General features: G+C 25.7%; 17 protein-coding genes and 2 pseudogenes. 5 read left to right on the forward strand and 14 right to left on the reverse strand.

From position 1 onward, the window contains the following. Positions 1 to 65: 65 nt before the first annotated feature. The gene (locus tag ACBT_RS00590; RefSeq protein WP_024774783.1) at positions 66 to 3128 is read left to right on the forward strand and encodes a Tn3 family transposase; all 3063 of its coding nucleotides are present in this window, start codon (positions 66 to 68) and stop codon (positions 3126 to 3128) included. A gap of 111 nt (positions 3129 to 3239) precedes the next feature. Here the strand turns inward: ACBT_RS00590 and ACBT_RS00595 are convergent, their stop codons facing one another. From ACBT_RS00595 to ACBT_RS00630, 9 genes and pseudogenes are all read right to left on the reverse strand, one after another. Further along, complete coding sequence (locus ACBT_RS00595) at positions 3240 to 4643, reverse strand: S1C family serine protease (protein ID WP_176325297.1); 1404 nt, start codon at positions 4641 to 4643, stop codon at positions 3240 to 3242. An 85-nt stretch (positions 4644 to 4728) separates the two neighbouring features. Further along, positions 4729 to 5676 (reverse strand): hypothetical protein, encoded by a 948-nt coding sequence (locus ACBT_RS00600; RefSeq protein WP_176325298.1) that lies wholly within the window; start codon positions 5674 to 5676, stop codon positions 4729 to 4731. Then, a complete protein-coding gene (locus tag ACBT_RS11750; protein ID WP_257117013.1) occupies positions 5673 to 5795 on the reverse strand; it encodes a hypothetical protein in 123 nt (40 codons plus the stop codon). Before ACBT_RS11750 ends, ACBT_RS00600 begins: the two co-directional genes overlap by 4 nt. Positions 5796 to 5872: 77 nt before the next feature. After that, a pseudogene (locus ACBT_RS11850) lies at positions 5873 to 5968 on the reverse strand (transposase); the annotation flags it as partial. A 165-nt stretch (positions 5969 to 6133) separates the two neighbouring features. Further along, positions 6134 to 6319 (reverse strand): annotated as a pseudogene (locus ACBT_RS11855) (DNA translocase FtsK); the annotation flags it as partial. Positions 6320 to 7457: 1138 nt separating this feature from the next. Further along, the gene (locus ACBT_RS00615) at positions 7458 to 8843 is read right to left on the reverse strand and encodes a leucine-rich repeat domain-containing protein (RefSeq protein ID WP_176325299.1); all 1386 of its coding nucleotides are present in this window, start codon (positions 8841 to 8843) and stop codon (positions 7458 to 7460) included. Between the two features lie 167 nt (positions 8844 to 9010). Next, positions 9011 to 10471: an ATP-dependent DNA helicase gene (locus tag ACBT_RS00620; protein WP_176325300.1), complete on the reverse strand. Its 1461-nt coding sequence runs from the start codon at positions 10469 to 10471 to the stop codon at positions 9011 to 9013. A gap of 81 nt (positions 10472 to 10552) precedes the next feature. Further along, complete coding sequence (locus tag ACBT_RS00625; RefSeq protein ID WP_176325301.1) at positions 10553 to 10747, reverse strand: hypothetical protein; 195 nt, start codon at positions 10745 to 10747, stop codon at positions 10553 to 10555. A gap of 135 nt (positions 10748 to 10882) precedes the next feature. Then, positions 10883 to 12247 carry an IS4 family transposase gene (locus tag ACBT_RS00630; protein ID WP_024774758.1) on the reverse strand — a complete coding sequence of 455 codons (1365 nt, stop codon included), beginning with the start codon at positions 12245 to 12247 and terminating at the stop codon, positions 10883 to 10885. 270 nt (positions 12248 to 12517) lie between these two features. On the opposite strand from ACBT_RS00630, the gene ACBT_RS00635 reads away from it, so the two are divergent. After that, the gene (locus ACBT_RS00635; protein WP_176325302.1) at positions 12518 to 14809 is read left to right on the forward strand and encodes a PAS domain S-box protein; all 2292 of its coding nucleotides are present in this window, start codon (positions 12518 to 12520) and stop codon (positions 14807 to 14809) included. A 153-nt stretch (positions 14810 to 14962) separates the two neighbouring features. Next, positions 14963 to 16150 (forward strand): transposase, encoded by a 1188-nt coding sequence (locus tag ACBT_RS00640; RefSeq protein WP_176325303.1) that lies wholly within the window; start codon positions 14963 to 14965, stop codon positions 16148 to 16150. 505 nt (positions 16151 to 16655) lie between these two features. Here the strand turns inward: ACBT_RS00640 and ltrA are convergent. Together ltrA and ACBT_RS00650 are read right to left on the reverse strand one after the other, a co-directional pair. Further along, a complete protein-coding gene (gene ltrA, locus ACBT_RS00645) occupies positions 16656 to 18122 on the reverse strand; it encodes a group II intron reverse transcriptase/maturase (RefSeq protein WP_176325304.1) in 1467 nt (488 codons plus the stop codon). Positions 18123 to 19030: 908 nt separating this feature from the next. Further along, complete coding sequence (locus tag ACBT_RS00650; RefSeq protein ID WP_228280436.1) at positions 19031 to 19456, reverse strand: ModE family transcriptional regulator; 426 nt, start codon at positions 19454 to 19456, stop codon at positions 19031 to 19033. A 67-nt stretch (positions 19457 to 19523) separates the two neighbouring features. Here ACBT_RS00650 and ACBT_RS00655 point away from each other — a divergent pair, with 67 nt between their 5' ends. Together ACBT_RS00655 and ACBT_RS00660 are read left to right on the forward strand one after the other, a co-directional pair. Then, positions 19524 to 20378 carry an ABC transporter ATP-binding protein gene (locus ACBT_RS00655; RefSeq protein WP_323126728.1) on the forward strand — a complete coding sequence of 285 codons (855 nt, stop codon included), beginning with the start codon at positions 19524 to 19526 and terminating at the stop codon, positions 20376 to 20378. Between the two features lie 79 nt (positions 20379 to 20457). Further along, the gene (locus ACBT_RS00660) at positions 20458 to 21975 is read left to right on the forward strand and encodes a sensor domain-containing diguanylate cyclase (protein WP_176325307.1); all 1518 of its coding nucleotides are present in this window, start codon (positions 20458 to 20460) and stop codon (positions 21973 to 21975) included. 96 nt (positions 21976 to 22071) lie between these two features. On the opposite strand, the gene ACBT_RS11755 is transcribed toward ACBT_RS00660, so the two are convergent. From ACBT_RS11755 to ACBT_RS00675, 3 genes are read right to left on the reverse strand one after another with little or no spacing between them, the layout of a single operon-like run. Beyond that, entirely contained in the window at positions 22072 to 22569 is a 498-nt protein-coding gene (locus tag ACBT_RS11755; RefSeq protein WP_176325402.1) for a transposase, read from the reverse strand. Next, on the reverse strand, positions 22554 to 22889 hold the full coding sequence (locus ACBT_RS11760) for a transposase (protein WP_176325308.1): 336 nt from the start codon (positions 22887 to 22889) through the stop codon (positions 22554 to 22556). The genes ACBT_RS11755 and ACBT_RS11760 overlap by 16 nt, the downstream gene beginning before the upstream one ends. Next, on the reverse strand, positions 22852 to 23430 hold the full coding sequence (locus ACBT_RS00675) for a hypothetical protein (protein WP_176325309.1): 579 nt from the start codon (positions 23428 to 23430) through the stop codon (positions 22852 to 22854). Before ACBT_RS00675 ends, ACBT_RS11760 begins: the two co-directional genes overlap by 38 nt. Between the last annotated feature and the right edge of the window lie 206 nt (positions 23431 to 23636).

Below are 23636 nucleotides of genomic sequence, written 5' to 3' on the forward strand. Positions count from 1 at the left end.
AAATTTAGTTCAAATATGTAAATACAGACATATGTATACAATTTCCTATAATTTAAAGGTTCTTCATGCCACTTATTAAGATTTTAACATCTATCCAAAAAAAAGAGTTTGAAGAACCACCAATTCTAAATCAAGAGCTAAAAAATGAAATTTTTAAACTGCCAATTGAATTAGAACAACAAGTTTATTCATTCAACAACAGTAGTAATCAAATTCATTTTATATTGATGTTTGGATATTTTAAAATAACACATAGATTTTTTAATCCAACTTCATATTATGATGAAGATATAAAATACATAGCTTCTAAATTTAAATTTGATGATAATTCATATTCCACTGATATTGGACATAGTTCATTAGCTACATATAAAAATACAATAAAAAAACATTTTTCTTGTGTTAAATTTACTTCACATATATATGATATTCTTCAAAAAGAATCAGATTTATTAGTAAAAAAGCTATTAAAAACACAAGATATTTTTTATTTGTTAGTAGAAAAATCAATGGAATTAAGAATAGAAGTTCCTAGCTATACTCAAATAACAACTATCATTTCATCATCAATAAATGCACAAAACACCTTAGATTATAAAAAAATCAAAAAATATGAAAATCATGAAGCCTTAAAAAATCTTGATTATCTTTTAAAAGAAGATGTTTCAAACCCTACTAAATATGTTCTTGGTAAATATAAAAGAGTTTTACACTCTGTAAATGCTACTAAAGTTAGACAATCTAATATTGATTTTAGATATTTAAATGATTTATCAAAACAACTTGAACCTATTTTAAAAGAGCTTTCATTAGATGATAACACTATTATTCACTATGCAAAATGGGTTGAAAAATCTGATATGCATCAAATTAGTAGAAAAGTAAAACATAAACAATATTTTGATTTGATATGTTTTGTGCTACATCAAGTAAAAATAAGAAGTGACTATTTAATTGATATTTTCGTACAAGTGATGCAATCAATAAAACAAACCACATTAAGAGAACACCAAACAATTTATTATGATCAAAAACATAGCAGAACAAAGAATTTTAAAGACTTAACACAATTCTTACAAACAGAAATTATTCCAAATATATTAAATTTAGAATCAATTATTAAAAATGATTTCTCAAGTGAAGATAAAATATCTTTTATAGAGAATATAATTACAGAATTAACAAAAAATGAAGAGTTTCAAAAAATAAAATCAATAGATTTTAATTCATTAAATGAAGAGACTTCTTTTTATGATATGCTAGAGAATAACTCTTCTAAATTACAAATAAGAATAGCTAAGATTATCCAAAATGTTGATTTTGATACAAACAATTCACAAAAATCTTTTATAAAAGCAATAGAACATTATAAAAACAATAATGGGAAATTGAATTCATCAACTCCAAAAGATTTTTTAGAGAAAAATATTCAAAGTTTACTATTTCAAAAAGATGAAAATAATACTAAACATTTTAGAATTTCATTATATAAAATACTATTTTTTATTGAAATATCACAAGCTATTAAATCAGGAAAATTAAACCTTCTAAACTCTTATAGATATAGAGCATTTGAATCATATTTATTGGATATTAATAAATTCAAAAAAGAAAAGATGGATTTATTGGAACAATACAATCTTTTACATTTTGCTAATTGCAAAAAAACTACAACCTATTTAAAAGAGCAACTAAACTCATCTTTTAAAGATGTTAATGAAAAAATTTCAAAGGAATTAAATCTATATTTTCATCTAAAAGGTGAAAATAGTTTTACAATAACTACTCCAAAAGTTGAAAAAGATATATCATTAGATCCATTAACAAAATGGCTTCCAAAAGACAAATTTATTCCATTAATATCAATTTTGGAAGAGATTAATAGCTATATTAGTTTTACAAAAGTATTTACACATTACTCTTTAGGAAGGAATAGAAGTAACATAAAGATAGAAGCATTATTTGCATCTATTATTGGATATGGTTGTAATATCAACATTTCAAGAATGGCTAAAATTTCAAAAGGTATTTTTGAACATGATATAGAACATGCAAGTAATTGGTATTTATCAAATGAAAATTTAATTGAAGCAAATGATAAAATCATAGCTTTTACAGAACAGTTAGACATAGTAAAACTTTTTAAAAATGATAAAGACAAAAATCATACAGCAAGTGATGGTCAAAAGTTTAATATTTCAGTTGATTCTTTAAATGCTGGATATTCATTTAAATATTTTGGATTAGGAAGAGGTGTTAGTAGATATATGTTTATTGATGAATCACATAGACTATTTTATTCAACTGTAATCAATGCAAATGAAAGAGAAGCTGCTTATGTAATTGATGGTTTAATGCATAATGACACAATTCAGAGTGATATTCATTCGACAGACACTTTTGGCTATAGTGAAGTTGTATTTGCTCTAACACATCTATTAGGTTTTTCATTTGCACCAAGAATTAAAAATTTTAAAGAACAGCAACTATATGCATTTGAAGCAAAAAAAGAGTATCACAAATTAGGATATAAAGTTTTACCAATAAAACAAATCAATATAGAACTAATAGAAGAACAATGGGAAAATATTTTAAGATTTGTTCTTACAATAAAAGAGAGAGAAACTACAGCATCACAACTTCTTAAAAGACTTACTTCCTATCCAAAACAACATAAAACATATTTAGCATTAAGAGAGTTTGGAAGAATAATAAAAACAAAATTTCTCCTTGAATATATTGATGATGTTACGCTTCGTCAACAAATTGAAAAGCAATTAAATAAAATAGAAAATGCAAATAAATTTTCTAAAGCAATATTTTTTGGAAATAATGGAGAATACATGTATGCTACAAAAGAAGAACAAGATATAGCAAGTAATTCCCTAAGATTAATTCAAAATGCTATTATTTGTTGGAATTATTTATATTTCTCTGATAAATTAGCAAAAGAAACTGATGAAAATGAAAAATCATTAATAATTCAATCAATTCAAAATGGTTCTATTGTTCATTGGCAACATATTAATTTTTATGGTGAATATGATTTTACTGGAATAGAAACAAATAAAAAAGAATTTGAATTTAATTTAGAGAAAATAATAAATCTAAAAGTAGAAGATAAGTAAAAAAGATAGAAAAGCCATTATATAGGGATTTCCTTATCATTTTAAGTTTAGTTTAAATATTGTTGGAAAAAAAATCCCTTTGTAGGTCTATACCCAAAGATTTCTTTTTCATTAATCAACTCTTCTATCAGACTTTAGTCCATAAGTATTTTTAATTTGTTCAAAGCTTTCTCTTGCTTCTTTTGTTCTTAGAACTACTTTTTTACTTTCTATAAAATCAATTACTATATATTCATCTTTTGTTGTATCTATGATATTTACAAAGTGATTAAAATCTTTTATTGTTATACCATTTACTTTTGTAACAATGTAAGTGTTTGAATAATAACCTCTATTTATCTTATTAGGAAATATTTTTTGTAACCAAACAACTCTTTGAGTTATTTCATTTGTTTTTTTATCTTTATAAAGCATAGTATCTATATCACTAGCTCTTGCACCTAATTTTATAAGATAATTTGTAGTTAATGGAGCAAATGTTAATCCTCCTAATACAAAATATTTTGGTTTAGATTGGAATTCATAAGGAATTAATGGTTTTGAGATCTTTACTTTATAATTAACATCTATTTTTTTCTTATTTCTGATAATTTCATATTTAACAGTTTCGCCTATTTGTTTATTATCTAGTTCATAGTTAAAACTTACTTTTCCATATTTAGAATCAATTTTTCCATCATTTGATATTTTTTTACCATTTATTGAAATTAATACATCATTTTCTTGTAATTCAACATCTTCTATATCAACTCTTGTAATTAAAATACCTAAATCATCATGTAATCCTAAATAATCTTTCATATCTTGATTTTCAATATAAGATACTATTGTTTGAGTTGAAGACAATCCATCTACTTTATTATCTTTTATATCATTTAAGAAAGTATTAATAACAACAGATGGTACAATATAACCAATATTATCAGCATGAGTTAATTTCATCATAGCAATACCAACTATTTTATTATCTTTATTTATTACAGCTCCACCACTGTTACCTGAGTTTATTGCAGCATCTATTTGAATAGTGAGATAATTTGCCCAAGGGTTCCATGAATAACTCTTATATTCAATTCTTGATACTATTCCATTTGTTGTTGAAATTGTATTACCACCTATTGGATAACCAATAGCTGTTACACTATCTTTTATTTTTACATCTTCAGTTATCTCTAAAGCTTTAGTATTAGCAAAAAAAGTTTTATCATTAATTTCAAGTATTGCTAAATCAACATCATTAGAAATATACTTAACAGTTGCATCATATTTTTTACTATCATTTTCTTTTTGCACTTGAACAAAATTTGAACCACTTACAACATGTGCAGATGTTAAAATTCTATTATCTTTTATTATTACACCTGAACCAGTAATATCATAAAACTTTGGGTTTTCCCAAGGTTCTAAATAGTTTTGTTCAGTAACTGTTGAAAATATTTTTACAACAGAATTTATTGGTAAACTTGAAGCAAATGAAAGTATGCTCAGAGTTAATATTAGTAGTAGTTTTTTCAAAAAGTTCCCCTAGTTTTGATTATTTATATTTTAACTAAATAACTATATATATATTGTCTATTTATATTATCCTTATTAGATAAAATTACATTAAATTACCAGCTAATTGTTCAAGTTGATATTTTTCTAAAAGATTAAATCTTTTTGCACTATGTGTAATATAATTAAACAAATCATATTTACTCTTTCTTTTTTCCTCAAAATTGTAAAAAAATTTAAATCCACTAGATGATCCAATTATATTATTTACTTGATACTTTATATTTGGGAAAAATAATTCAGCTTTAATTTTTTGAGCATTTTTTACTTTTTCATCAAATGTTTTGCTAATTGATTCACTCTTATCCAAACTATCAATAATAGTATTTAAAACATAGTTTTTATTCATTTTATAGTGATTAAAACTATGATTATCAGTTGAAATTCTAGTAGTTGCGCCGTTTGTACAGATATATCTTAGAATAAAATTCTCTGCTGTTACTTGTGAAAAACCTGTTTCAGAATTAGTTATATTAAAAGCATATCCAAACATATCCCCAACAATTGGTTCTGAATTTTCTTTTATGGTAGTATAAATTCTCATACTAAAATCATCTCGTGAGATACTATCGATATTATATTTTTGAGCTAAATTAATAATTTCTAAATCACTAATAGTAGTAAATTTTGAACTTAAAATAGTTACAGCCTCACCATTTTCTATTTTTATTTTTACATAGGAGTTATATTGATTGTCGGATATTGCTCTTAAATTATCATTACAAATAGCAATAATTGTATCAATATTAAAGTGCTTTATATTATGGTGAGAAATATTAAACCATTTTAGCAATTTAAATAAAAATGCTTTTCTAATTGAATAAAAAGCTTTTTGATTAGAAGTTACTTCTAACTTTAATATATCATTATCAGTTTTAATTACTTTTACACTTCTAGGATCAGTTTCAATAATTTGTACATCTAAATTTTTTAGATAATCAATCATTACTTCTGCTCTAACTGCATCAAATATTTTTCCATCAATTAGTTTCATATTGTTCTCCAATTTTTTCTTGAATATATTTTTTTACTTTGTTTCACTCTTGTCGTTGGTTTCATATTCCAAACCACTCTTTGTTTAAGTTTAGGAATATTTATAGTCAGTTTATTCATTATTATCTCCAAATTTTTTATAATCATATTATTAAAAAAGGACATATTGTGACTATATAAGCAAAATATTTCCAGCCATCTTTGATTTTATAATGTATTGCATCTAACCATAGAAAGGTATAAATAGTTTCAAGAGTTCTTGCTTGCCATCCTTTTACTTTATAAATTATTTTAATGGCGCCAATAGTCCATCTTTACCAGTAAGATTTTTACCATTTTTAATTGTTCTAAAACTTAATTAAAGTCAAAGTTTATTCTCTCTCTTATTGTCAATCCTTTTTATTATTTTATCAGACTGACACGAATTTTCTAACACTCCCTCTAGAGTAAATCAAATTTTACAATAGAATAGTTCTATTACCTTTTTCATCAGCTTCAGATAGAACACCAGTTTTTTCTAATTGTTCCATTATTGTTAAAGCTCTAAAATTTCCTATTTTAAGTTTTTTTTGAATATGGGAAATTGAAGTTTTTTTATCTGATAAAACTATTACCTTTGCTTCTTCATATAGTTCATCCAATTCATCATATATACTGAAATCATTATCTAGATTTGAATTATATATTGCAATACCTTCATTTTTTAAATCAATTTCATTTACTTTTTTATTAGATTTTGTTATTTCCATATAAATAAACATTACAATTAGAAATGAACATATACTTATGAATACTAGACCATCACCACTTATATGTAATAGTTCTTCTGCTATATAAATAATAACTATAGTAATAAATATAATAAGAAAAGGAGCTAAAAAAGTACTTATACCAACTTCTTCTATTAATCCTTTATACTTTTTGCTTTCTGTGAAATTACAATTTGATTGAGAAAAATTATTTTCTATTATTTTATTCTGTTTTAAATTTTCTATGTTTTTTAGGGATTTAGTTTTTTCTTGTTCTAGTCTTATTTTTATATAAATAGATTCTGCTTTATCTTTATTTCCATCACTTTGAGCCAGTGCTTTTGCCCAAGTTCCTTTTATTTTTCTATCTTCTTCAATTTCTAACATTATTTGTTCATAAATTTCATCTTCATTTATCTCAGAATTTAAATTTGATGATGTTTGAGTTTCAATCTTTGAAGTTGAATGATTTTGTTTATATTCATCTATTGTTGGCTTTATTTCACTTAGAATATCTTTACTATGATTATAAACTGCTTTTGATAATGAAGTAGAATCATATGAATTAGAAACATTTTCCAATTTAGGTTTAGATTTTTTATTTACAATACCATAATACAATGCCAATCCAATATTAGCAAGCGGAATCATTGCAAAAGCTGAAATCCATGGATTACTCCCATAATCTCTTATTCTATTTGCAAGAACATTCATCCAGGTAATTCCAATAAAAAAAACAAATACATATAAAAATAATGCCTTGTCATATATTTCAGCAGCTTCTAATAGTCTTGCTACTATAACCAAAATCATATCTATCATCAACAAACATATTGACCATATCCAAAAGGTTAACCTGCTATATTTTACTCCAAACATTTTTGTTTTTCCTTCAATTTGTTTATTTTAAAATTTTCACATTACTTTCATAATTATCAAAAATCTCTTTTATTAATATTTGAGTTGTCAATATCAGATAATTTTTCCATAATATTGTTTATCCCATCAAATAGTTATTTTATACTAAAAAGTTTTAGATTCCTATTTTATCTTCAAATGATAACTTAATACATTTTTTATAAGTTAAATCTTTATCATCTATCCATTTTGAATCCTCGCAATATTGAATATTTAAGCTTTTTATAAAGTCATCTTCTTTATTAAAAGAACTATGTGCTAGATTAATAGTATTAACATTTTTCATTAAATATTTATTTTGAATTATAAATTCAAAGTGTTGCTCATCAAAGCTAATTGCACTTAAATTTTCTAATTTTAAAAATTCTACTGGTAATTTTTCAATTAAAGTATTCTCTATATCAAGACTTTCTAGTTTTTTTAATTGAGTTATTTCAATTGGAAATTCTTTAATATCATTATTTGAAATTGATAATGTTTTTAGATTTGATAATTTTGAAATTTCAATCGGTATTAAAGTTAATCTATTGTTATGTAAATATAAAGATTCCAATTCTACTAATTGGAATAATTCTTTAGGTAATACTTCAATTTTATTATTGCAAAATAATAATGCATTGCAATCTCTTGCTAAATTTATTAGTCTAGGAATTGTTGTTATTTGATTATTTGCAAAAGAAACTAAAAATAAATCTCTTCTTACTTCAAATAATTCATCTGGTATATAAGTTATATTAGAATCTGAAAAATCAAATAATGGCTTAGTTTCTAAAAATACACCTCTTTGTCTGATAATTTTAAAATTATCTAAATTAAATTCATCAGCCCATTTAAAAATATTATTTATTTTTTCAGTAAAATTAATATTTCTTTTCAAAACAAGCTTTTTCAAATAATTAGGATTTACATTATCTATTAATGAAGCACTAGCTTCATTATCATCTACATTTATAAAAGATTTGTAATTTTCAAATGTTTTATCAAAATGAATGCAAATTTCATTTGCTATTTTAAAACTGTATGATGTAACAACTTTTAATAATATGTTAGATGAATACAAAGCTTCATGTAAACCATACTCATCAACAACTTGCATAATAATATATTCTTTATTTTTAGAATTATCAATGATTTGTTTTCTATATCTACTAAACTCTAATAAATTATTGATAATTTCAATGTGACTTATTTTTGAAGTTGATTTAACAATAGCATGAAAAGAAATAAATCCTATTTTGAATATTTTTCTTACTTGATTAAAATGCCTGAAAATAATTTGTTCATCATCTAGTTCATTGTTTTTAAAATCATTGAAATGTTTTTCATTTAAAGATTTCTTAAAATATGAATAAATATCTTTATGTACTGAAATTGTAAAATCATCTTCAGAAATCTTTTCCGTAATTATTTTAAATGCTTCAAAGCAATTAAACATTTTTGAAATTAATGCTCTTTCAATATTAGCTATATGAGTAATGCTCATAACAATTTTTTTTGACATAATATAACCTTATTTTTATAAATAAATCAAATCTATTTATTAATTTTTTTAAATTCCTAAAAATCAACAACTATGAAAAATTCCATAGTAATTTAATTTTGGGCTTTTTTATTTAGCTCAAAGAACCTATCTTTTTGGAACTACTTTTACTCTCTAGTTGGATTATTCTATAATTTTTCTAATTGCAAAGTATTTAGTAATATAAAATCCATATTCTCAAAATATTTATCAGTATCAAGATTATTGAATTCTATTAACTCTTCGTCAAGTTTTGAAATAAATATTTTTATATCTTTTGAGGCTCTTGTTATAGCCACATAAATTAAACGATATTTATCATCGAGAGACATTCTATTTTTTGCCAAATCAAATAAATTGATATAACATTGGTCATAAGTACTACCTTGAAGTTTATGCATTGTTGATGCAAAAATATATTGAACATTTGCAAACATATCTCTTGTTTGAAAAAAGATTTTCCAAAAATTTTTATTTTCAGGAAATATTGCTCTTTTTGCTAAATTAGCAATTGCTGATAGTTTGTCATTATAAACTTTTAGATAATCAGGATCTACTACTCTAAATTTTTGTTGATGTCTAGAGTTTTTCGCTTTTACTTCCCAATACCAAATTTGTAGAGCTTCATGATACAGTTTAACAACTGATTCTATTTCAATTTCTTCACCATTATGATATAAAGTTACTCCATTTACTGAATATGAATCATTAAATCTCAACCAATCTCCAACTCTTAAAGTATCTAATTCATAAATATTTTGTTGATTCCAATAAGTTTGTCTAACTTGCCTATTAAAAGCATCAACATCCTTATTTGTATGAGTAGCAATAATTTTATTTTCTAAATACCATTTTTCATTTTTATAAAAATCATCTAAAAAATCTTTTTCATTATTGAAATATGTGATTTCATCATAAAAATTCTGATTAAAAAACTCCATAACAGGAATATATGATTTATTTTCAATCATATTTTTAATTTTATCTGCAATTGAAATAATATAACTATCTTTTGCTTGTCTTACAATTTCAGTTAATTTAAATTGATTTTTCAACTTATATATTGATGAATTTTCACCATTTATTGGTAATAACTGATTTGGATCACCTACAAAAAGTACAGTACCCACTTTTCCTTTTTCAATCTCTTCTAAAATATACTCATAAAGTTCTATTCCAATCATAGAGCTTTCATCTACTATAAGAACATCAATAGGCAAGCTTTCTTTTTTAGTTTTATCTGGTTTAAATGATTCAATTCCTTTTTCATAATCAATAAATGGCTTAATATTTAGAAAAGAGTGAATAGTTCTAGGTGTTGTTTTTAATTTATTTTTTAAAAATAAATCAGAAAGTACGCCTGCTGCTTTATGTGTTGGTGCTGTTACAGCTAATACTATTTTCATTGACTCAAGTGTTTTTACTATTTGAGTTGTTAGATAAGTTTTCCCCGTACCTGCTGAACCTGTTAATGATAATTGATAATCCTCTAAATTTGTAGATTTCAATACATTATTTTTATTATTAATTATAAATTCTATTACTTTATTATGAATTAATTTTTGCGTTTCATTTAAAGTATTACTATTTTCAATAGGTTCAAGTAACATCTCTACATTTTGAGATTTTACAAATTCTAAAAGAAATTTATCTAATGAATTTTCTTTCCATACAATCCAACTCTCTCCATTCTAACCTGTTTTATATTTTCCACCTAAATCAAATGCTTCTTGTGTCAATTTTAATTGATTTTCTTTATCTCTATAAATCAAATTTATTTTTTCTAAATATGCTACAAAATCTCTTGGATTTTTGATACCATAGTTTTTAGCAATCATAGTAGTTGATAAGTAGTTTTCTTCAAAATTTACTGGAATATTTTGCATGATATTAATCCTTGTGTTTATTTATACAGGAATTATAAGATAATATATAGACACATATTGTCTATATTATTTATTATTTTGTCATTAAATGATTTGTTGATAATTCTTCTAAATTATACTTTTTTAATAAATAACTTAACTTTCGCACCTAAAACCAAGTAGTTTTCCAGTCACATCTCTTAATAGATCGATTATTGCTGTAAAATCCTCATTTCTATTGACAACTTCTTCAATTTTTGCAATCTCATCTAAAATAGCTAAAAATGCTTGCATAGCAATTGCCAAGGTGTGAAGTTCACATTCTAGATCTTTAAACAATCCACCAATAGTTTTTGGTTCATTACTGATACGATTTATATAGCTAACAACATTGTATGTAAAAAATGAGAGTGTTATGCGAGCAATAAGTGCTTCATAAATTCGATTTTCTTCTTTACCAAACCCAAAGTGTTCACGAAGTTCTTTATACCCTTGTTCTATATCCCATCGTCGTTTGTAAATATCGATAATTTCTTCATCACTCAAGTCTAAGTTTGTAGATACAATAGGGATGAGATTCTCTTTGGTTTTTATAAAAACAATTTTTAATTTTCCTGCTTTTTTATGTTCAACTATGACCCCGAAGTATTCAAACTTTATCTTTTTGCCATATTGACCCATCTTAATAGTTTTAAGCTTTTTAAACTTGTTATAGATACCATCAAGAGTTTTTTTCTCCCCTGTGAAGTTCCAGATTCTATCATTGTTTACCATTCTTGAAATAACTTGCAATCCTAGCTCATTCATTGTTTCTATAAACACAGGTTTAGAATACCAACTATCCACAAGCAGATAATCTGCATATATACCACTAGCTACTGCTCTTTTAATCATCTCTATAGCAATTTGTGATTTCCCTTTTAAGCTTTCCAATCTTCGCTTATGTGCATTGGTTCGATGATCAATAATATTTGTAAACTCTTCTATCTTTACCCTTGCATAATTATTCATAGCAATTGCAAAGTCCAACATAAAATTTGAATAACCATCACTATAGTTTAGTGATACAACATTTACACCTCTGATTTTTCTCTTTGCTTTATTGCTCCAAAGGTTGTCACAACTTCCCTCTATATTTTTACCAACTTTATCTTCAACAGTATCATCAAGTATAAGAACTCTTACTAGCTTTGCATCTTGTACTTTATGAAGCAGTGATAAAATCTTTAAAGAACTAAGTGATAATAGTTTTCTCCAGTTGTAGTGAGCATTAGCAAGTAGTCTGTAATAGACATCTTTTTTAAAGCTATCATTACTCTGATCCATAAAAGTTGATATTTTTTTATTCATAACTAGCATATATACAAAGTGTAATACAACCATATGAACAGCAACTCCCTCTTTTTTAGAAAAATTGCTCTTTGTTAAAATCGTTTTCATATTTAATAGTCGCAATGTTTCATAAATTGGATTCTTTAGTTTGTCGTTTATGATGCTTATTATCTTAGATTCTATCTGCATTCTTACCCTTTAATATAATAGATATTATATCTAAAAGTTCCTATTTAAGGGCTTTATTGAGAGTTCAAAATAGAAAAATATCATAGAAAAACAACTAAATTATTTTTATGTCAACAAGGATAATATTATTACCTATAGCAGTAATATTTTAGGGAGATTTAGCTACAATTTTAATCAACTTAACGTGCGAAAGTTAAGTCAATAAATAATCAACTAGCAGTTGCAATTTTTGAAAAAGGATTAAACGCTACAACAGCCGATGAAAAAAAATTGTACAAAGGTTTGTTGTATAAAGAGCTATATCCTTTATATCAAAGATTAAAAGAAGAGGGAATAAGGCAATTTCACTTTTCTTCTAAAGATAATAAAAGTTATCTTCGATTTCATTCACCAAACAAACACTCAGATGATTTATCAAAAGATAGAGAAACAATTTTATTAGCAAATTCAACAAATAAAATTGTTTCAAGCTTTGAAATAGGAAAAGTTATGTCAGGTTTTAGAAATATATTTCCTATTAACTTTGGAGGTGAGCATTTAGGAAGTGTTGAGATTAGTATTTCAACTAAAACGATTATTGACTCTATTACTAATTTAAATAGCACAAGGGAGTACTCTATTGTTTTAAATAAAGATGTTGTATATAAAAAATTGTTTGAAAGTCAGAAGTTTTTATACAATGACTCACTTATTAATTCAGACTTTGTAATAGAAGATATAAATTCTTCTTTGCCTGATTCTCCAAAAGAGTTAAGCAATACAGCAAAAAAAATTAATCAAAAACTACACAACAACAAAGAGTTAAAAGAGGCTATGAAAAATGGTGAAACATATGGAGCTTTTGTAAAAATCGATGATATTTATTATGATATTGCACTTATTCCCATGCTTGATGTTAGTAGTAAAGTTGAGGGCTATTTAATAGGCTATCAAGAGAGCAAAAATATTCCGTTTATGCTTACGCTTGAACTTTATATCTATTTTTTCGTCATTGTAGCGATGATAATTATTATTTCAATGTTATTGATAATACAAAAAAAGACGAAGAATTTAGATAGCCAAAGTAGATGGTTTAAATCTATAACAGACAGCATAGGAGAAGGTCTTTATGTTATGGATTCCAAGGCTAAAATAAACTATATCAATCCTACGGCTTGCCAAATATTAGGATATACAGAAAAAGAGGTTTTAGGCAAAAATGCTCATAATTTTTTTCATTCTCACTCTATAAACAACAATATCAAAGCAGAAGATTGTCCTATATTTTTGGGTGTAATGAAAGAGAAATCTTTTGTATCTCAAAAAGAGTATTTTTTAAGTTCAAAAGGTGAAAATATTCCCGTTGCAATTAACAGTAAATTGATTTTGCACACAAAAGATGATTTTGAAATTGTTACATCTTTTTCCGATATAAGTATCCAAAAAAAACTTCAAGAAAAAAGCAATCTTTTAATAAAAGCTTTGGAATCGAGTATAAATAGTATAGTAATCACTGATAAAATGGCAAATGTACAATGGGCAAATCCAGCTTTTGAAGATTTAACAGGTTTTAAAATAGATGAAATTATAGGCAAAAATCCAAGATATTTTATATCTTCAAAAAAACAATCAAAAGAGTTTTATGCAAATATGTGGAAAACTATTTTAAGCAAAAAACTATGGAAAGGTGAGATTATAAATAAAAAAAGAGATGGCTCTTTGTACAATGAAGAGCTCATCATTACTCCTGTTCTTGATGAAGAAGGAGAAATTGCCAATTTTGTCGCAATAAAACAAGATATTACAGAACAAAAACTTATTGCTTTGGAAAAAGAAGAGAGAGATAAGCTATTTTTCCAGCAAAGTAAAATGGCAGCTATGGGTGAAATGTTGGGAAATATTGCCCATCAATGGAGACAACCCCTATCGGTAATTTCAACAGCAGCAACAGGAATAAAACTACAAAAAGATTTAAATATTTTAAATGATAAAGACTTAGATTATGCAATGAGCTCAATTAATAATTCAGCCCAATATCTTTCTAAAACCATAGATGATTTTAGAAGTTTTTTTGATCCAAAAAACAATAAAGAAAAAGAGTTTTCTCTCTTGGAAATGATTGAAAAATCGCTAAGTATTGTTAGCTCTCAGTTTGTATCAAAAAATATTGAGATAATAAAAAATATAGAAGATATAAAAATATTATCTTCAGAAAACGAGTTGATTCAAGTTATTTTGAATATATTAAATAATGCAAAAGATGCTTTAAATAAGATTGAAAATAGCAAAAAATTAATATTTATTAGCATATATTTAAAAAATGAAGAGATATTTATAGAGATAAAAGATAATGCAGGAGGGGTCGATAATGATATTGTAGAGAAAATATTTGACCCATATTTTACAACAAAACACCAATCTCAAGGAACGGGAATTGGCTTATATATGAGTCAAAATATTATTAAAAATATTTTAAATGGTCATTTAAAAGTCTCTAATGACACTTTTATCTATGAAGGAGTTGAGTACATTGGAGCAAAGTTCACAATCTCTTTAAAATATGAGATAAAGAAGGAGCTTTAGTTTTAGCACTGTTAATAGAGCCACTTGCAAATTGCAATAAATAACCCACAATTTAAGCTAAATCAAATTCAAAAAAAGCCTTTTGAAATCGTGTAAATGGTATAATTTTTTACCACAAAAACAATCCAAAACACCTATCATAAAGGCTTTTATATGAGTATCTTACCAAATATATCTTTTAAAAACACTTCAATTGGCATATCAAAAATGTGGAATAAGATTTTAAACCTTGAATCCACTTTATTTCCTGCTTTAAAAGAGGAATTTAGAGTAGAAGAGTTATCACATAAAGAGCAGAAACTCATAAAGATATTGGATTTTGCACAAATTGAAAAAAATGTAACAATAGTATCTATTACAAACACTCCTAAAGATAGAGAAGAGTGTGCACGAGCTTTCATAGCTAAGAGTGTTTATAATATCCAAACAACAAGGGATTTAATTAATAGGCTTCATAGTGATAAAATATTGAGAGTATTGTGTGGATGGAGATACAAGAGTGATATTCCAAGTGAATCAAAATTTAGTAGAGTTTTTAAAGAGCTTAGTATTCATCAAATTGCCGCAAAGACTCATGAACAGTTTGTTAAAGAGTATTTGAGTGATACAATATTTTTTTATAATGCTAGTGATTCCACTAAGATACCCCTTCGAGAAAAAGTTATAAAAGTAGAAAAAGAAAAAAAGTCTACAAAGAAAAGAGGTAGATTAAAAAAAGGCGAGATTAAAGAGCCTAAGTTACCAACAATTCTACAACAACAAAAAGAAATGACTACCACACAAGAGATGTTAGCTCTTATATCAACAAAATGTGGAGCTGGTATAAAAAAGAACTCAAAAGGTAATAAAGAAGTTTGGATTGGTGGTAAACTTCATATATCGGCAGTTGATGGAGATATTCCAATAGCAGCATTTTATAGTGGAGCTAATGTACATGACAGCTCTGTTGCTTTGCCACTTATAAATGAAACAAGCAAAAGAGTGAATTATTTCTATGACCTACAAGACGCAGGGTACGATAGCAATATCATCAGAGATTTTTCCAAAAAGCTAAATCATAGACCACTCATTGATATCAATCCCAAAAACTCTACTGAGTTAAAAACCAAAATAGAACTTCAAAAAGATGAAAAAAAGAAGTTTGAAATGTTAAATCTTACGGGGAGTTCAGATTACCATCACTATAACCAAAGAAGTATGGTTGAAAGGGTAAATAAATACCTCAAGGAAGATTTCAGATGTAATACAATATATTATCAAGGAGCTACAAAAGTAGCTTCTGTTTTAGCATTTGGAATTCTTTGTGTCTGTATCCATCAAAGCTTGAAGCTTGTGATTTGAAATACCATTAAAAATAGGAAAAATGATGTGAATTTAAAAACTAAAGCATAAAGCACGGTATAAAAATATGATTTTTAGATGAATTTAAATGAAAAGCTAAAAAACTATTTAACACATGAAGAAAATGATTTTTTTAAAAGTCAAAAATAGCTACAATAAAAAACTAGTTACTTGGTTGGATTTGAATTTGCAAGTGGCTCTATAAATAAATCTTTAGGCTTAAGATTAAGTTTTAAAATTTTAAATTCTTTAAAAATAGAATATAAGAATTCTAAAATAAAATAAAAATATAATCATTGATTTCTATCAAAGTAAACTAGATGTATAAAATCTAAACATAGTTGAATCTTATAAAATATAATATAAAAAAATTAATATTGATGAAAAAAAGTAATTAAATATTGAATTTTTATTAACACTGTCGGATAAGAACATCACTTCACAGTGACATTCTCTCCTAAGAACCGTACTTGCGACTTTCCCCGCATACGGCTCAAGCACTGAACTAAACTTTTGTGAGGTTTTTAAGGGCAAAATATCTTTTGATAAAATATTCATCAAAAGATTTATCATATGGGTTAGCTTCGCTTTTAATTTTGATAAACTCTTTAAGTGGGAGTGTAGCTAGTCTATAAACGAATTGTTTTCCATCTGATAATACATCTGATTTGTAGTTTGGGAATGGTTTAAAATATTGTTTGTAATATTTTATAGTTTCTTTTCTTTGATGAATCCTTTTCATCCAATTAAGTGACTTTCTCCAAATATAAGTATCAATCTTATCAAATACAACTTTACTATTTACAAATCTGTAATAGTTTGCCCATCCTCTTAAAAGAGGATTGAGTTTTGTTATAAGCATTGATAAACTCGATGAATTATACTTTTTAAATATCTCTTTAATTTTAGACTTAAAAGATTTTATCCCATCTTTAGTGGGTTTAACTATCACTTTATTATTAGGATATTTCCTAAAGTTAAAGCCTAGAAAATTAAATCCATCTCTAATATGTGTAATATGCGTTTTCTCTTTTGATAGTTCTAAGCCTCTTTGATTTAAGAAAATTTCAATATCTTTTTGAAGTAATCGTAAATATTTTGGACTATGCCCTGTTATGACAAAATCATCGGCGTATCTTATAAAATTTAGACGATTAGTATGACGATATAAGATAACTCCATCTTTCATCTTTTGAAATCTAGCTTTATGCCTTTTCACAACTTCTTCAATTCCATCTAAAACCATATTAGCTAGTATTGGAGATATAATTCCACCTTGTGGTGTTCCACTATCTGTTGGAAACAAGGTATCATCTTTAATAAATCCAGATTTTAGCCATTGTTTTAAAAGTCGATTATCAAGTGGAATATTGTCATAAATCCATTGATGGCTTATGTTGTCAAAGCATCCTTTTATATCTGCTTCTAATATCCATTCTCCACCATTTCTTTTAGAAGTACAAATCCAAACTTGCTTCATAGCATCTTGAGTGCTTCGTTTTGGACGAAATCCATAGGAGTTTTTATCTGCAACAACTTCAGCAATAGGTTCAAGAGCTAATTTATATAAAGCTTGAAGGCTTCTATCAAACATAGTAGGAATTCCTAAAGGTCTTAATTTACCATTTTTCTTGGGAATTTCAATACGTTTTAGTGGCATAGATTTGTAATCGGGCAGTTTTATTTTAAGTTCATCAACACATTTACACTTTTTTATACTAGTATCAAGAAGTTTTCCATCAACACCAGCTGTTTTTTTACCTTTATTTTCACTCACTCTTTTTACTGCTAATATTCTAGCATTCAAAGATTTTACAAGTAGAGATTGGAGTTTCTTTACCATTCTTGTTCTACCTGTTAGTTTAGCTTTTACAATTCGATTTTGTAATATCTTTACTGATTGCTCTACAACATCAAAGTCAACGGCTAACCAGTTTATGTGGGTGATATCTTTTTTACAAGACTCTATCACTTTATACCTTTCTATTTAAAAAATTTATTACTACAAATGTCATTGACATCAGCACCAATAAGAAGTTTGCTATCTTTCAATATAAGGCAAAGTTTGAACCTCTATGTCATACATTACATATAACCATTCGCTTTCTCTTATCTCCTATACCCACTAAATTATCGCTTCTCATTACTGAAAAGTTTGTTATAATAAAAGTGAAAATAAATTTATCATAACAACTCATTGGGCTTACCAAGTTCCTCTTAGTTTGTTTAGCTTTGGACTTAGGTTTCATCTATACTCCGAGGGTTTAATTGTCTGTGTATGATGGTTAACCAACATCATATCCTCAACCCTATACTTTTTAGTTACAGTGTATCAATGCACTTTCACTGTCTTGCTTTGACGGAGCGTCAAACAATGATTCAATTTCTTAACCATATCCAATTTCCCAACCTATAAATTCTATTGCATTTAGAATTTATCCAATCATTTCTTTGTTGCTTAGCACACCATCGTTACCAACAATGCACCAACAAAAAGGGAGAAAACAACAGAATATTTTATCGGTGCCACCCGACATCAAACTAAGCGACTTCTTGTCGCACGGCTATATTTACATAAAGGTACAAAATGCGCCACGGTTCTTAAATATGGCTTAATTTAATATATCATAATTCTTAGAATAGCCCTAGAAATAGTTTTTCCTTATATTAATACAACTTTCAATCAATAAATCATTCCTCGTTGAAATATAGAGTTATATTTTAACTTATCATGTCATTTACTTTTTTATCAATTTTTGTAAAATCATATGTTCCATAAAAATTAATATGACTCCAATGAACTATAGAACTATTTTTTATAGCTTCTATTATTTCATCTTTTTGTGATTGTGATTTTGCTTATTATCTTCAATCCAAATTTTAACTTTGATTTCCACTTTTAAGCCCTTTTTTTTCTCTAAAACATCCTAGTTGGCAATAACTTACTTCAATATCAGAGTTTTTAACAGTTGATCCAACTATTTTTAAAGATGAGTTTTTTGCTTCTTGCCACAAATCTATACAAGGAATTCTTTGCTCTTTATAACTATTTTTTAATCTATTATAAATCTCTTCATCTTTAGCTAAGAAATCTAAAAAGCCAAATACACCAAGCTCACAATCTGTTATTTTAATGCCTAAAGATTTTGTAATCGCACTCATATCTTTAGCTTCAACTTTGATTTTTTTAGCTACTTTAAATGCCTTTAAACAAGATAGTTTTTTATTCTCATCAAGATTTTCAAAAACTATTCTTTTTTGCTCATTGCTTAAATTAAAATCTAATTTATCATCAATACTAGACATCAATTCTTCCACTATGAGTATAAAGATTCATCTTTTTACCTCTTGCAAATCCAATGAGTGGTTTATTATGTCTCCTGTTCAAGAGATTTTATCTATTCAATACTCACTTGCAAGTGCAAAAGCAGCAATAGGAAGAATAAATAGTGTTTTAGAGTTATCTTGTGAAAAAGATGGAGATATAAAATTAGATAGTAAAAATGGGGTTGATATCTCTTTAAAAAATCTATCTTTTTCATATAATAAAGATAAAAATAATCTATCAAACATAAGTTTTGATATAAAAGCTGGTGAAAAAATTGCAATTATTGGAGCAAGTGGTAGTGGTAAAACTACAATATCTCAATTAATTGCTGGATTTTATGAAAAAAGCTCAGGCGATATTTTATACAACAATATAAGTATTGATGATATAGATAAAAAGAGTTTAAGAAATAGCGTATTTTTGGTTCTTCAAATGCCAATATTATTTAATAACACTCTTAGATTTAATCTAACAATGGGTGAAAATATTGATGATAAAAAAATATTTAAAGCTTTAAAAATTGCTCAAATGGATGATGTTTTAAAAAATATGCCAAATGGTCTTGATACAATTGTTGGGAAAATGGGTGTTAGATTAAGTGGAGGTCAAAGACAAAGATTATCAATAGCTAGAATGATTTTAGCAAACCCAAGCGTTGTAATTTTTGATGAATCAACTTCAGCACTTGATGTTCAAACTGAGACAAATCTATTTAAAGAGTTAAAAGAGTTTTTAAAAGATAAAACAGTTATAACAATAGCTCATAGATTAAGTAGTGTTAAAAATGCCTCTAAAATATATGTTTTAAATGATGGAGAGCTTGTTCAAAGTGGAAGTGCTAATAAGTTAGAGCAAGAAGATGGACACTATTTGGATTTTGTAAAAAATCAATTAATATAATAAAGTTTACTCTTTTTTAAAAAGCTAAACTTTATTATTATTTAACTATACTTTGAAATTCTTATATTAGGGCAAATTAATGAGAACAAGAAAAACTATACTCTTTTTCATACTATTTTTAATAGCTATTGAGACTATTTTCTACCTTTCAATAGAGCATTTTAATAAAGTTAAAATAGAAAAAATTAAAAACTCTCAAATTGAAAAATTAAGTAGTGAATTAAATATTATTTTAAATTTTAATCAAAAATTTGCAACTATGATTGTTGATGAAATTTTGTATCAAGAAAAAATAAAAAATCTATTAAAAAATTTAAATAGTGCTAATGAAACTGTTAAAAATAGAACTAGAAATGAACTTTTAAACAATCTTTACTCTACATACAATAGATTAGTGCAACACGATTTTAGACAACTTCATTTTCATGATAAATATGGAAATAGTTTTTTAAGATTTCATTCACCACAAAATTATGGAGATAATCTTTTAGAGGTTAGAGCAACTGTAAAAAAAGCCAATGAGACAAAAAAACCACAATTTGGTTTTGAAGAGGGAAAGGTTCAAAATGGATTTAGAAATGTATTTCCAATTATAATTGATAATGAGTTTTATGGAACAGTTGAACTCTCTAACTCATTTAATGCTATGCATCACTTTTTACATAAAACTTATCCTTATGAGTATAAATTAATTATTTCAAAAGATTATGTAAACAAAAGAGCTTTTAAACAAATAGCTGAACGCTACTATATTGGTTCATCTGTAAGCGATAAGTTTTATGAAGAGAAGATTAAAGAGTGCGAAATTGAAGCTATTGATAAAAAAACAGTATCTTTAATTGATGCAAAAATTAAAGAAAATTTCTCACAAAAACTTGATTCCTTTGAAGCTTTTGTAGAAGATTTTAAGATTAAAAATGAGTGGTATTTAGTAACTTTTTTACCTATATTTGATTTTGATCAAAGTATAAATACTTATGTATTATCTTACTCAAAAAATAGTATTATCAATGATACAAAACAAGAAGGTTTTTCTCTTTTTATAACTCTAAATTTAATACTATCTTTGCTTATCATTTTATATATTTTAAGAGTGAATTATATACAGAAGAATATTTTTATCAAAAAAGCTTATACAGATACACTTACAAAACTTTTTAATAGAAGTAAATTTAATGTTGATTTAGACAAGATAATAAAAGAGAAAAGATTTTGTGAATATAGCGTTATTATGTATGATATTGATTTCTTTAAAAAAGTAAATGATACTTATGGGCATGATATTGGAGATATAGTTTTACAAGAGTTTTCAGATGTTACAAAAAAAGCAATAAGAACTACAGATTTAGTATATAGATGGGGTGGTGAAGAGTTTATTGCAATAATAGAATCAAACTCTAAAGAGAATTTAATTCTTGTTGCTGAAAAAATGAGAGTTGATGTTGAAAACTTCAATTTTACAAAAATAGGAAAGCTTACAAGTAGTTTTGGAATTGCAATTCCAAAAAAAGATGATACAAAAGATAGTTTACTAAAAAGAGCAGATGATAACCTTTACAAAGCAAAGCAGACTGGTAGAAACAAAGTTGTAATTTAAATAAAGCTTTGAGAAGTTTCTACACAGTGCAATTTAATCATAATTAAATAAGTGGGATTTAATTTAATAGTTTCAATTAAAATTAAGATTATTAACTCAACTTTCGCACATAAAACCGAGCTGTTTTTTAGTGTAAACCCTGAGCATTAGGATAATCTGTTCCAAATCTTTATTTCTCTTGACAATTTCTTGGGCTTGAACTAGTTGTTCTAATATTTTTATAAATAGTTCCATCGAAATTGCAAGGGTTTCAAGCTGACACTCTAAATTTCTGAAAAGTTCTCCTAATGTTTGTGGTTCATTATTGATACGATTGATATAGCTTGTAAGGTTATAAGCAAGGAAAGATAGAGTAATCCTAGCAATGAGTGCTTCGTAAATTCTATTTTCTTCTTTACCAAATTGGAAATACTCTCGCAAATCTTTATATCCTTGTTCAATATTCCATCGTTTTTTATAGGTATTAATAATTTCAATATCTGATAAATTTATATTTGTTGAAACAATTGGAATAAGATTATCTTTTGTTTTTATAAAAACTATTTTAATTCTACCAAGTGTTTTATGTGTAGTTGTAGTTAGGCATAAGAGTATTTAATAGAATTATAGTTACCTAGTTTAGAAGATTTATGACTTTTTACTCGAGTGTACAGTCTTTCAAGTGTTTTATATTTTCCTATAAATTGCCAAATTCTATTTGATTTTGATAATCTTGCAATTACATCAAGATCTTTTTCTTTTATTTCATAAATAAAATTTGGTTTGGCATACCAACTATCAACAAGTAAATAATCTGCATATATTCCAGATTTTAATACTCTATTTACCATTTGAAGAGCTAAATTATTTTTACTATTATTACCTTCAACTCTTCGTTTATAAAGCATTACTTTTATGATGAAAATAGTTTTCATTAACATTTACAATTTGATTTTTGTTGTAGTTAATAGAAAAATCTAACATCATATCAGTATAACAATCACTATAATTTAGTGATACAATATTCAAACCTTTTACAGTTCTATGTTCCTTATTATTCCAAAGATTTCTACAGCTTCCTTCTATAAATTTTCCTCTTTTAATTTCAACTGTGTCATCAATAATTAATACTCTAGTATCAGCAGCCTTTTGAAGTATATGAAGTTTTGAGATTAATTTTACAGAACTTAATAGTAATAGTTTTCTCCAATTGTATTTTTCATTTTTCAAAAGTCTATAATAAACATCTTTTTTGAAACTATCATTACTATACTTCATAAAAGTTGATATTTTTTTATTAATAATAAACATATATAAAAATTGAAGTGTTATAAGGTAAGGTGAAACACCAATATCCCTTTTGATAAAGTTGCTTTGTTTCAAGATAGAACTAAAATTTATATCCTTTAGAACTGTAAGTATTGGATTTTTTAACACTCTTCTCATAGCAGTTTGGATAAAATTGTCAAGTTCCATAAAAAAGCCTTTTATAATAGTGTTTTGGTAGATACAATTATATCAAAAAGTGCCTATTTATGGGATTTAATGAAGCTTTTTTATATAGAAATTTATGATTTACTATGTGCGAAAGTTGAGTAAATAAAAGCTTTTTACCATCTTAACAATTTAAATAAAAAACTTTTTTGAAAAATTTGATTTACTGTAGACATATTTATTTTATT

The sequence above is a fragment of the Aliarcobacter cibarius genome (assembly GCF_013372265.1).
GTDB classification, from domain to species: Bacteria; Campylobacterota; Campylobacteria; order Campylobacterales; family Arcobacteraceae; genus Aliarcobacter; species Aliarcobacter cibarius.